Origin of the sequence: Rhodococcus sp. NPDC059968 (genome assembly GCF_042738615.1) — a bacterium.
GTDB lineage: Bacteria > Actinomycetota > Actinomycetes > Mycobacteriales > Mycobacteriaceae > Rhodococcus_F.
On sequence record NZ_JBHWUE010000102.1, the window covers coordinates 20,123 to 31,855 of the forward strand.

General features: G+C 67.6%; 10 protein-coding genes, 6 tRNA genes and 1 pseudogene. 11 read left to right on the forward strand and 6 right to left on the reverse strand.

Annotated elements, in window-relative coordinates:
• Nucleotides 1-17: 17 nt before the first annotated feature.
• Nucleotides 18-1,238 (reverse strand): MFS transporter, encoded by a 1,221-nt coding sequence (locus ACFWAY_RS44060; RefSeq protein WP_378514946.1) that lies wholly within the window; start codon nt 1,236-1,238, stop codon nt 18-20.
• Nucleotides 1,239-1,688: 450 nt separating this feature from the next.
• On the opposite strand from ACFWAY_RS44060, the gene ACFWAY_RS44065 reads away from it, so the two are divergent.
• On the forward strand, nt 1,689-2,177 hold the full coding sequence (locus ACFWAY_RS44065; protein WP_378455126.1) for a 2-isopropylmalate synthase: 489 nt from the start codon (nt 1,689-1,691) through the stop codon (nt 2,175-2,177).
• A 73-nt stretch (nt 2,178-2,250) separates the two neighbouring features.
• Here ACFWAY_RS44065 and ACFWAY_RS44070 read toward each other — a convergent pair.
• The 5 genes from ACFWAY_RS44070 to ACFWAY_RS44090 all read right to left on the reverse strand — a co-directional run bounded on the left by ACFWAY_RS44070 (nt 2,251) and on the right by ACFWAY_RS44090 (nt 2,731).
• A tRNA-Val gene (locus ACFWAY_RS44070) sits at nt 2,251-2,325 on the reverse strand.
• 16 nt (nt 2,326-2,341) lie between these two features.
• Nucleotides 2,342-2,414, reverse strand: a tRNA-Gly gene (locus tag ACFWAY_RS44075).
• A 76-nt stretch (nt 2,415-2,490) separates the two neighbouring features.
• Nucleotides 2,491-2,562: transfer RNA gene (locus tag ACFWAY_RS44080), tRNA-Val, on the reverse strand.
• Nucleotide 2,563: 1 nt separating this feature from the next.
• Nucleotides 2,564-2,634, reverse strand: a tRNA-Cys gene (locus ACFWAY_RS44085).
• Between the two features lie 24 nt (nt 2,635-2,658).
• Nucleotides 2,659-2,731: transfer RNA gene (locus ACFWAY_RS44090), tRNA-Gly, on the reverse strand.
• 231 nt (nt 2,732-2,962) lie between these two features.
• Between ACFWAY_RS44090 and ACFWAY_RS44095 the strand changes: the two genes are divergently transcribed.
• The 10 genes and pseudogenes from ACFWAY_RS44095 to ACFWAY_RS44140 all read left to right on the forward strand — a co-directional run.
• Nucleotides 2,963-3,034: transfer RNA gene (locus tag ACFWAY_RS44095), tRNA-Val, on the forward strand.
• Between the two features lie 155 nt (nt 3,035-3,189).
• Complete coding sequence (locus ACFWAY_RS44100) at nt 3,190-4,395, forward strand: RtcB family protein (protein WP_378514942.1); 1,206 nt, start codon at nt 3,190-3,192, stop codon at nt 4,393-4,395.
• Between the two features lie 112 nt (nt 4,396-4,507).
• Entirely contained in the window at nt 4,508-4,933 is a 426-nt protein-coding gene (locus ACFWAY_RS44105) for a TIGR02611 family protein (RefSeq protein WP_378514948.1), read from the forward strand.
• 95 nt (nt 4,934-5,028) lie between these two features.
• Nucleotides 5,029-7,086 carry a threonine--tRNA ligase gene (thrS, locus tag ACFWAY_RS44110; RefSeq protein ID WP_378455124.1) on the forward strand — a complete coding sequence of 686 codons (2,058 nt, stop codon included), beginning with the start codon at nt 5,029-5,031 and terminating at the stop codon, nt 7,084-7,086.
• A gap of 5 nt (nt 7,087-7,091) precedes the next feature.
• On the forward strand, nt 7,092-7,667 hold the full coding sequence (locus ACFWAY_RS44115; RefSeq protein WP_378455123.1) for an HIT family protein: 576 nt from the start codon (nt 7,092-7,094) through the stop codon (nt 7,665-7,667).
• Between the two features lie 79 nt (nt 7,668-7,746).
• Nucleotides 7,747-8,412 (forward strand): phosphatidylinositol phosphate synthase, encoded by a 666-nt coding sequence (gene pgsA / locus ACFWAY_RS44120; RefSeq protein WP_378455122.1) that lies wholly within the window; start codon nt 7,747-7,749, stop codon nt 8,410-8,412.
• Entirely contained in the window at nt 8,409-9,314 is a 906-nt protein-coding gene (locus tag ACFWAY_RS44125) for a phosphatidylinositol mannoside acyltransferase (protein ID WP_378514943.1), read from the forward strand. Before pgsA ends, ACFWAY_RS44125 begins: the two co-directional genes overlap by 4 nt.
• On the forward strand, nt 9,311-10,438 hold the full coding sequence (locus ACFWAY_RS44130) for a glycosyltransferase family 4 protein (RefSeq protein ID WP_378514944.1): 1,128 nt from the start codon (nt 9,311-9,313) through the stop codon (nt 10,436-10,438). The genes ACFWAY_RS44125 and ACFWAY_RS44130 overlap by 4 nt, the downstream gene beginning before the upstream one ends.
• Entirely contained in the window at nt 10,435-11,457 is a 1,023-nt protein-coding gene (locus ACFWAY_RS44135; protein WP_378514945.1) for an NUDIX domain-containing protein, read from the forward strand. Before ACFWAY_RS44130 ends, ACFWAY_RS44135 begins: the two co-directional genes overlap by 4 nt.
• Nucleotides 11,458-11,609: 152 nt before the next feature.
• Nucleotides 11,610-11,733 (forward strand): annotated as a pseudogene (locus ACFWAY_RS44140) (pyridoxal 5'-phosphate synthase lyase subunit PdxS); the annotation flags it as partial.

Genomic DNA, 11,733 nt, shown 5'->3' on the forward strand with positions numbered 1-11,733 from the left:
AAGTAGAACATTTGCCGTCAGTCGCGATCCGGGGCCCACTCGGATTGCCTGTCGCGGTCCCGGTCCGGGGCGAACGCCGGGGCGAGCAGGACGAGTCCCGCCGCGAACAGGAGCGGGACCACGAACCCGATCCGCAGGCTGGTCGCGGCGGCGACGCCGCCGACGATCGCCCCGCCCACGAGGGTGCCCACGTAGTTGAACAGGTTGATCCGCGCGACGACGTCGTCCACCTGGCCGGAGGGTGCCAGCCGCCCGGCGGCACTGAAACACAGGGGAGCGACGACCGGCACGCCGAGGCCCACGACGAGGAATCCGGCGATCGCGACGGCCGGCGACGGGGCGAGCACGACGACAGCCGATCCGGCGACACCGATCGCCGAACCCGCACGGACGACGGCGATCTCGCCGAACTTCGCCACCCAGAAGTCGCCGCTCAGTCGCGACACCAGCGCCGCGCACTGGTATGCGGCCAGTGCCAGGGCGGCCGTGCCGGCGTCCGCGAGCAGAACGTTCCGGACGTACAGCGCGGACCAGTTGCCGACACTGAAATCGATGGCGTAGAACAGTGCCATCGCGGTGCCGAGCGCGAGCAGCGCTCGGATCGGAACCGGCACGGGCACAGAGCCGGTCGCCGGCGCGGCGGTGCCCGCCGGCTCCGGACGGACGAGGAGTCGGGGACCGCACACGACGAGACCGACGGCCACGACGAGCGTCGCCACCAGTTGCGCGGTGGCGACGCCCACGTCGAGGGCGGAGGTGGCGGCGACGAGGAGTGCACCCGCGATGGCGCCGACGCTCCACACCGCGTGGAACGACGACAGGATGAAACGGCCGTACGCGTGCTGGATCGACACCGCCTGCATATTGGCGGCGGCGTCGACGATGCCCAGTCCGGCCCCGTACACGGACAGGCAGACGAAGAACGCCGCGGTGTTCGAGCTGAACCCGAGGGCGCCGCCGGCGACCGCGATGGTCGCGAGCCCGAGCTGCAGGGCCGACCTGCTGGAGAATCGGCGGGCCAGGTGCTCGGCGAGGGCGCTTCCCGCCCCGGCGATGAGAGACACCGTCACAACCGCGACCACGATGACCGTGTCGTCGAACCCGAATCGGTCCTGGTACTGCGGCAGTTGCGTGAGGACGGCCGCGAGGAGAAAACCCTGCAGGCCGAATGCGCCCGCCGCGGCGATCCGTGCCGAGCGGTGGTCGGCGGACACAACTGCGCCTGGGAAATCCGTCATGGGCCGGCCTTCGGTAGTGGACATCCGATGATTGGACGAGTGTCCAATACTTTGCGGGGATGTGCAGCGTTCTCCGAATCGGCGGGCGAGATGCCCGAAAGCGCGGGGGTGTGTGAGGTGCCCGGAACAAGACTGAGCCCCAGCCTTGGATGGGGGGTCATGGCTGGGGCTCATTGCCATCGGGGGGGTGGATGGCAAGTACGACGATACATGAGGAATTCCTCACGTTCCAGATGCAGCGGTAACGATTTCGTCACCCGCCCGTCGCCGGTGGTCGGCGAAACAGCGTGAACCCGGGGTTGTCTCTACGGACGGTTGTCGCTTACAGTGTCATCCATGCAGCGCATTCTCGTAGTTCTCCGCCGTAGCGGGGTCTGATACGGACCGACCCCTCGCTGCGGGTCGTTGAGCTACGCGTTGGTCCTCCCTCCTTTCAGGAAGACCACGAGAATGAGTACCAACGCTTCTTTCGCCTCAACCTTTCCCTCGTCGACGCCGGCCGCCGACCCGTTCGCCGCGCGCCACGGCAAGTCGCTGCCGCGTGAACTCCGCACCGAATCCGCCGGAATGGCATGGTCCGCGTTCGAGGCCGTCTACGCGCCGTCCAGCGGACCGCTCCGTCTTGGCAGTTGGTCGGAAACGAAGACCGGCCCCGGAATGTGGGATTTCGAAGCGACACTCGGCATCGGCGAATCGATCTGCAAGACCGGTGCGCGCGCGCCCGGCCCGGTGGCCGCCATGACCTCGATGCTGTACGACGCGGGGTGTGCGATGGAGATCCTGTCATTTCATCAGCACGAGATCGGGCACCGCACGGCGACATTCCTGCTCTGCGAGCGCGACGGCATCCGGCTCTGGGCGATGGGAATCGGTGAATCCCCCACGGAATCGACTCTGCGCGCGATGATCTCCGGCGCCAACCGCCTCCAGCCCGCCTGACACCGGAACGACAGTTCAGCCCCGGTCATCGACCGGGGCTGAACTGTCGTGAACTGTTCGGTTGAAAGTGAACTGGTGCGCGATACTGGGATTGAACCAGTGACCTCTTCCGTGTCAGGGAAGCGCTCTCCCGCTGAGCTAATCGCGCGGGATGGAGAAAAGAGAGCGGACGACGGGATTCGAACCCGCGACCCCAACCTTGGCAAGGTTGTGCGCTACCAGCTGCGCCACGTCCGCATTCGTGAAGCCCCCGGGCTGGGGGCCGTCACTGGTCGAGCAAGTAAAACAGTCGTGCATCTATCATCTATCTCGGTGCGCGATACTGGGATTGAACCAGTGACCTCTTCCGTGTCAGGGAAGCGCTCTCCCGCTGAGCTAATCGCGCGAGGTGGAGACGGGAATCGAACCCGTGTGCACGGCTTTGCAGGCCGTTGCCTCACCACTCGGCCACTCCACCGCGAAGGTTGAGTCCAACCTCTCGAGCGGACGACGGGATTCGAACCCGCGACCCCAACCTTGGCAAGGTTGTGCGCTACCAGCTGCGCCACGTCCGCATGCACCGTGTAACTCGCGGAGAATGTTCTCCGTGGTGCGGTTGAGAACATTAGCCGACCATCCGCGATAGTTACAAATCTGCAGGTCAAGGCATCAGACGGTGAACTACGGATGAACGACACCGGGTCGCGGGCGGGGGTCGACACGAATCCCAACGACGTGATTTTCGTTCGGCCGCTCGGTCGTGTTAATGTTCCAACTCGTTCGAGCGCGAGTGTTTGGCGCGCTTCGGTCCCGTGGCTCAGTGGAAGAGCGTCCCGTTCACACCGGGGAGGTCGCTGGTTCGATCCCAGCCGGGACCACAGACGAGAAGAGGGCGTTTCCGAAACCGGAAACGCCCTCTTCTTTTTCGTGTGCGCACCCGAATAATCGGTTGTTCCGGCTCTGCGACGCAGCGGACAATGAACTCAGCCGGCCGAAATTTCCCGGGTGATCCGCTATCGAAGGACAGAGTCCCATGTTCCCCGTGAGGCTGGAAGGCACCACCGCGCCCACCTTGATGTGGGCGGAAGAGTGGACCATCGAGCAGGCTGCGTTGCAGCAGCTGCGGAACATGGCCGACCTGCCATGGGTGCACGGAGTGCGGGTCATGCCCGACGTCCATGTGGGCAAGGGCGCGACGGTCGGTTCCGTCATCGCGATGCGGGAGGCGGTCGCCCCGGCGGCGGTCGGCGTCGACATCGGGTGCGGAATGACGGCGGTCCGGACGGATGTGACCGCGAGCGATCTGCCCGACAGCCTGCGGTCGATGCGGTCGCGCATCGAGCGTGCGGTGCCAGTCGGGTTCGCCATGCACGAGCGTGCGGTGAACGTCGGGGCACTGGACGTCACGGACGCCGGGGGATTGAGGAAGGGATGGCACCGCTTCTGGGAGGAATTCGGCGACCTCCATTCCGGCGTCCAGTCCCGCGAATCCAAGGCGATGAAGCAGATCGGCACGCTCGGCGGCGGCAACCACTTCATCGAGGTGTGCCTGTCCGACACCGACGAGGTCTGGCTGATGCTCCACTCCGGGTCGCGCAACATCGGCAAGGAACTGGCCGAGCGGCACATCGCCGTGGCGCGGGCGCTGCCGCACAACCAGCGGCTGGTCGATCGCGATCTCGCGGTGTTCCTCACCGACAGTAAGGAGATGGACGCGTACCGCCACGACCTGACGTGGGCGCAGGAGTACGCGGCCCGCAACCGTGCCGTCATGCTCACGTTGGTGATGCGGGCGTTCCGGCAGTCGCTGCCCGGCAGGACGGTGCGGTTCGACGAGCCGATCTCCTGCCACCACAACTATGTGTCGGAGGAGATCATCGACGGCGAGCCGATGCTCGTCACCCGCAAGGGCGCGATCCGGGCCGGCCGGGGTGACCTCGGACTCATCCCCGGCTCCATGGGCACCGGTTCCTACGTGGTGCGGGGCCTGGGCTCCGAGCTGTCCTTCAATTCGGCGTCACACGGGGCGGGGCGGACGATGAGCCGCACCAAGGCGAAGAAGCGTTTCACCGTCGACGACCTCGTGCGGCAGACGTCCGGAGTCGAATCACGCAAGGACGCGGGCGTGATCGACGAGATCCCCGGTGCCTACAAGGACATCGAGCAGGTGATCGAAGCGCAGGCCGATCTCGTCGAGGTCGTGGCCCACCTGCGGCAGGTCGTCTGTGTGAAGGGATGACCCGCGAGCGCCTGCGGCAGTGCGACGACGCGCCGCCGCAGGTCGGGGTCGGTAGGGTGGACTGGTGACTAGCGGAGAAGGTCGGCCGGGACCCGCGCCCGAGAACGTGGACGTGGACGACTCGGATCTGTCCCCGTTCCAGGAAGCGGAGAGCCGCTGGCGCCGGTGGCGCGCGCACATCGCCGCGCGGCCGAGCCTCAACCTGGCGTACCGCATCGCGGTCGGGGTGATCGGCGCTCTCGTGCTGGCCGCCGGGATCGTCGCGATTCCTTATCCGGGCCCCGGCTGGCTGATCGTGTTCGCGGGGCTCGGGATCCTCGCATCCGAGTTCGCGTGGGCCCACCGGCTGCTGCACTACGCGCGGCAGCGCTACGACAAGTTCATGGACTGGTTCTCGCGGCAGTCGCTGGTGGTCAAGGGGGCGGGCGTGTTGCTGACGTGTGCCGTCGTCCTCGCCACGTTGTGGTTGCTGGGGACATTCGGTCTCGTCGGAACGTGGATCGGCCTCGACTACCCGTGGCTGGAGAGCCCGCTCTAACCGGACGCATGGTTGGGTGTGACTGCTGGGCCGATAACATGGGCTGGCACATTCAACATGTCTGCAACGCACACCTCACCTAGGAGAACATCGCCGTGAGCACCCCCGCATCCGCCGCCCCAGCCGCCCTCGTCCGGGTGCCCGCGGGGACTACGGCCGGTACAGCGGTTCGGGAGGCCGGCTACCCGAGCAAGGGTCCGGACGTCGTCGTCGTGGTCCGTGACGCCGAGGGCCAGCTCAAGGACCTGTCGTGGGTGCCCGACGCCGACGTCGAGGTCGAGCCGGTCGGGGCGAACACCGACGACGGCCGCAGCGTCATCCGCCACTCCGCCGCCCACGTGCTCGCGCAGGCCGTCCAGCAGGAATTCCCCGAGGCGAAGCTGGGCATCGGCCCGCCGATCAAGGACGGCTTCTACTACGACTTTGCCGTCGACCGCCCGTTCACCCCCGAAGACCTCGCGAACCTCGAGAAGCGGATGAAGAAGATCATCAAGGGGTCGCAGCGGTTCTCCCGCCGCGTCGTCGAATCGCTCGAGGAGGCGCGCGCCGAGCTGGCGAAGGAGCCTTTCAAGCTCGAACTCATCGACGACAAGTCGGGAATCGACGATCCGGAGATCATGGAAGTGGGCGGCAACGAGCTCACCATCTACGACAACCTGGACCCGCGGACGGGCGAGAAGGTGTGGGGAGACCTGTGCCGCGGCCCGCACATCCCCACCACCAAGCACATCCCGGCGTTCAAGCTCACCCGCAGTTCGGCGGCATACTGGCGCGGTAACCAGGACAACGCCGATCTCCAGCGCGTCTACGGCACCGCGTGGGAGTCGGCGGAGGCGCAGGACCAGCACCTCGAACTGCTCGCCGAGGCCGAGCGTCGTGACCACCGCAAGCTGGGGTCGGAACTCGACCTGTTCAGTTTCCCCGACGAACTCGGCTCCGGACTGCCCGTGTTCCATCCGCGGGGCGGGATCATCCGCACCGAGATGGAGGACTACTCCCGCAAGCGCCACGTCGAGGAGGGGTACGAGTTCGTCAACACCCCCCACATCACCAAGGGCCACCTCTACGAGGTGTCGGGTCACCTGGACTGGTACCGCGACGGCATGTTCCCGGCGATGCACATCGACGAGGAGCTGAACGAGGACGGCACCGTGCGCAAGCCGGGCCAGGACTACTACCTCAAGCCGATGAACTGCCCGATGCACAATCTGATCTTCCGCTCCCGGGGCCGGTCGTACCGCGAACTGCCGTTGCGGCTCTTCGAGTTCGGTTCGGTGTACCGGTACGAGAAGTCGGGTGTCGTCCACGGACTCACCCGCGTGCGCGGCATGACGCAGGACGACGCGCACATCTACTGCACCCGTGAGCAGATGCGCGACGAACTGGCGACCACCCTGCAGTTCGTCCTCGGCCTGCTGAAGGACTACGGACTCGACGACTTCTATCTCGAGCTGTCGACCAAGAACCCGGACAAGTTCGTCGGCGACGACGCCGTGTGGGAGGAAGCGACGGCGACGCTCGCCGAGGTCGCGGAGTCGTCGGGGCTGAACCTCGTTCCCGATCCGGGCGGCGCCGCGTTCTACGGACCGAAGATTTCGGTGCAGGTGCAGGACGCCCTGGGCCGCACCTGGCAGATGTCGACGATTCAGCTCGATTTCAACCTGCCGGAGCGTTTCGACCTCGAGTACACGGCCAACGACGGCACCAAGCAGCGTCCGGTCATGATCCACCGGGCCCTGTTCGGTTCCATCGAACGGTTCTTCGGCGTGCTCACCGAGCACTACGCCGGTGCGTTCCCGGCGTGGCTGGCGCCCGTCCAGGTGGTCGGCATCCCGGTGGCCGAGACGTTCGCCGACCACCTCTTCGACGTGGTGAAGCGGCTGAAGGCTGCCGGTATCCGTGCCGAGGTCGACGCGAGCGACGATCGCATGCAGAAGAAGATCTTCAACAACACCGCGCAGAAGGTGCCGTTCATGCTGCTGGCGGGTGCGCGCGACGTCGAGGCGGGCGCCGTCAGCTTCCGATTCCGCGACGGCACCCAGGTCAACGGGGTGCCCGTGGACGACGCCGTGCGCATTGTCACCGACTGGATCGGTCGCCGCGAGAACGCCTCGCCGACGGCGGAACTGCTGGAACCCGGTAAGGAAGGGTGACGTCCATGACCGGAGGTGACGACGTGACCGAGGACGAGATGCTCGCCGGCCCCGGCCGCCTCGTGGACCGCGGCCCCGGAGAGCCCGATCACCTTCAGCGGATCTGGTCGCCGCACCGCATGTCGTACATCGCCGAGGCGCCGAAGTCGCGGGACACCCCGAACGAGCCGTTCATCGACATCCCCAAGATGGACGACGAGGACGGGCTGATCGTGGCCCGCGGGGAACATGTGTACGCGGTGCTGAACCTGTACCCGTACAACCCGGGGCACCTGATGGTCGTTCCCTACCGCAAGGTCGCGGCGCTCGAAGACCTGACGGAAGAGGAAAGCGCCGAGTTGATGTCGTTCACGCAGCAGGCCCTGCGCGTGATCAAGCGGGTGTCGCGGCCGGACGGGTTCAACGTCGGCCTCAATCTCGGTGCGGCCGCCGGCGGTTCCCTCGCCGAACACCTGCATCAGCACATCGTTCCGCGCTGGGGCGGGGACGCGAACTTCATCACGGTCCTCGCCGGGGTCAAGGTCATGCCGCAGTTGCTGCGGGAGACCCGGGGGCTGCTGGCGAAGGCCTGGAATGAATGACTCGATAGATGAATGACGCGCGAGTCGCTGACTCACGCGTTCGGGGTTCCTGGCAGGAAGTGAAGAACGGGGTGGAGAGGTGCTGAGCTTCTTCGGACGGGCATCCGTGTCCAAGGTGACGGCGCCACTGGGGAAGGCCCTGGTCAAGACCGGGCTCACCCCGGATTCCGTCACCGTCATCGGCACCGTGGCGACCGTGGCCGGCGCGGTCACGTTGTTTCCCAGCGGACATCTGTTCTGGGGAGCGATGTTCATCTGGCTGTTCGTCATGTTCGACATGCTCGACGGTGCGATGGCCCGTGCCCGCGGCGGCGGAACCCGGTACGGCGCCGTTCTCGACGCCACCTGCGACCGGGTGGCCGACGGTGCGATCTTCGCCGGTCTCGCGTGGTGGGCGGTCTATCACGAGAACAGCAAGCCGCTGCTGATCGCGACTCTGCTGTGCCTCGTCACCTCGCAGGTGATCTCGTACGCCAAGGCGCGCGCGGAGGCGAGTGGACTGTCCGCCGACGGCGGACTCATCGAACGACCCGATCGGCTGATCATCGTGCTGGTCGGTGCCGGCGTGACCGGGCTCGGAGTCCCGTGGGCCATCCATGTCGCGATGTGGTTGCTGTCGGCGGGCAGCGTCATCACCGTGTTCCAGCGGGTACTGGCGGTCCGCCGGTCGCCGGGCGCGCGCGACGTGCTGCCCCTGCCGACGACGGACACGACGCCGGAAGACGGACAGGCGAGCGCCCAGTGAGCGGACTGGCGGAACGTATCAGCGACCTGGGATACGCGGCCGGCTGGCGGCTGGTCCGTGCGCTGCCCGAGAAGGCCGCCGTCACCTTGTTCGACACGGGAGCCGACTTCGCCGTCCGGAACGGCGGCCCGGAACAGTTGCGCCGCAATCTCGCCCGCGTGCTGGGTGTGCCCGCGGCCGATGTGCCGGACACCCTGATGCGGGCCTCGATGCGGTCCTACGCGCGCTACTGGCGGGAGGCTTTCCGGCTGCCGTCGATGGACCTCGTGAAGACCGGCGCCGCCCTCGACGAGCTGATCGAAGGGCAGAAGCACCTCGACGCCGCGAAAGAGGCCGGCCGCGGCGCGATTCTGGCACTGCCGCACAGCGGCAACTGGGACATGGCCGGTGTGTGGTGCGCCCAGCACTGGGGCGGTCTGTCCACGGTCGCCGAGCGGTTGAAGCCCGAGTCGCTGTACCAGCGTTTCGTCGACTACCGCGAAGGGCTCGGTTTCGAGATCTTCCCGCTCAGCGGGGGAGAGCACCCACCGTTCGTGGAACTGTCGGCGCGACTGCGGGACAACGGCATCGTGTGCCTTCTCGGTGAACGCGACCTGGCGAAGAAGGGTGTCCCGGTGACGTTCTTCGGGGAGCCGACGCGCATGCCCGCCGGTCCCGCCAAGCTGGCGATCGACACCGGCGCGCCGCTGCTGCCGGTGCACTGCTGGTTCATTGACGGCGGGTGGGGTTTCCGCATCGACCCGCCGATCGACACCACCGCCGGGGTGGCCGCGGCGACCCAGGCGCTTGCGGATCGGTTCGAGGCCAACATCGCGGCACATCCCGAGGACTGGCACATGCTTCAGCCGCTGTGGCTCTCCGACCTGTCCCAGGCGAGGCTCTCCCGCATGGAGAACTCGTGAAGATCGGAATGGTCTGCCCGTACTCGTTCGACGTCCCGGGCGGAGTGCAGGCCCACGTCGTCGACCTCGCGGAGGTCCTGATCGAGCGCGGGCACAAGGTGAGCGTGCTGGCGCCGGCGTCCGACCACGTCGACCTGCCCGACTTCGTCGTCTCTGCGGGACGCGCCCTCGCCATTCCCTACAACGGCTCGGTGGCCCGGCTGAGTTTCGGCCCCGCTGCGAGCGCCCGCGTGCGGCGCTGGATCTCGGACAACAACTTCGACGTCCTGCACATCCACGAGCCCAATGCGCCGAGCCTGTCGATGCTCGCCATGCGCGTGGCCGAGGGGCCCATCGTGGCGACGTTTCACACCTCGACCACGAAGTCGTTGGTGCTGAGCACGTTTCAGGGTGTGCTCCAGCCCTACCTGGAGAAGATCAGCGGCCGCATCGCGGTGTCGGAACTCGCGCGACGCTGGCAGGTGGAATCACTCGGCTCCGATGCGGTCGAAATCCCCAACGGCGTCGACGTGCCGGCGTTCGCGAACGCCGAGCCGCTGCCCGGCTACCCGCGTCCCGGAAAGACCATCCTCTTCCTCGGCCGCTACGACGAGCCCCGCAAGGGGATGGCGGTGCTCCTGAAGGCGCTGCCCGCCCTGGTCGAGAAGTACCCCGATCTCGAGGTGCTGGTGGTCGGCCGCGGCGACGAGGACAAGTTGCGCCGCGAGGCCGGCCCGGTCTTCGGGCACCTGCGTCTGCTCGGCCAGGTCGACGACGCCGAGAAGGCGTCGGCGCTGCGGAGCGCCGACGTGTACTGCGCACCCAACCTCGGCGGTGAGAGCTTCGGCATCGTGCTGGTTGAGGCGATGGCCGCGGGAGCCGCCGTCGTGGCGAGCGAACTCGACGCCTTCCGCCGCGTCCTGCGGGACGGGCAGGCCGGCGTGCTGGTGCCGGTGGGGGATGCGGCGGCGCTCGCCGCGGGCATCGACTCGGTGCTCGGTGACCCCGAGCGCAGCGCCGCACTCACCGACGCCGGCCGGACGGTGGTCACCGAATACGACTGGCCGGTGGTGGCCGAACAGATCCTGCGCGTCTACGAGACGGTCACCGTCGGCCGCGACGGCGTCCGGGAGGTCGGCTCGTGACGTTCTCCGCCCTCACGATCCTGGTTCTCGCCCTGGTCGCCGCCGTCGTCCTGACGATCGGCCTGTGGGCGTACGGAACGGCCAACCGCCTCGACCGCCTGCACGTCCGCTGCGACCTGTCCTGGCAGGCCCTCGACGCGGCTCTCGCCCGGCGGGCGGTGGCCGTGCGAGCGGCGGCCGCGGCGATGGACCCACCCGAGGGCAGGTCGCTGGCCGCGCTGGCGGCCCGGGCGGAACGGTCGGACCGAGCCGACCGGGAGATCGCCGAGAACGCGTTGTCGAGTGCCCTCTCCTCCCTCGACCCGGACACCCTGCGCCCCCAACTGGTGGCAGAACTCGCCGATGCCGAGGCGCGGGTGCTGATCGCCCGCCGATTCCACAACGACGCCGTCCGCGACACCCTCGCGCTCCGCACCCGGCGACCCGTCCGATGGCTGCACCTCGGGGGCACGGCCCCTCTGCCGACGTACTTCGAGATCACCGAACGCTCGTCCGCCGCTGCGGTCACCGAGGGTCTGGCCCTCGACTCCGTCCGCACATCCGCGCGGGTGGTGCTGCTCGACGGTCGGGGCCGGGTCCTGCTGCTCCGGGGTCACGACCCCACCGTCCCCGACATCTACTACTGGTTCACGATCGGTGGCGCCGTCGAGAAGGGGGAAAACCTGCGGGCCGCCGCGGTCCGGGAGATCGCCGAGGAGACCGGGCACACCGCGTCGCCCGAATCGCTACGCGGTCCCATGTGGCGTCGGGTCGCCATCTTCTCCTGGAACGGCCAGCTCATCCGCTCCGAGGAGCTGTTCTTCGCGCTGCGCACCGACGGGTTCGAGCCGCACCACGGGGGCTTCACCGAACTCGAGAACCGCACCATCACCGGTCACCGGTGGTGCACCGCGTACACGGTTCGTGAGCTGGCGGCGGCAGGTGAGGCCGTGTATCCGCACGACCTCGCGGATCTCCTGGGCGAAGCAGGCGCGGTGGCCTCGGCCGCGGACGAACCCGAGGTGCGCGCGATCACCTGAGCCGCTCCGGGAGTCCGAAGAAAGCCAGCAATCGCGGACTGGCTACGGAAGTGGACGGCCCCTCGTCCTAGAATCGGGTACTGCAGCGTGAACGTCGTCGCTCACGCTTGCCGCTATCGAAGTCAATCCACGCCACAACCCAGGAGTTCGCTGTGAGCACCCCCGACACCACCCCCACCACCGGTACGGCACGCGTCAAGCGTGGCATGGCCGAGATGTTGAAGGGCGGGGTCATCATGGACGTCGTCACCCCCGACCAGGCGAAGATCGCCGAGG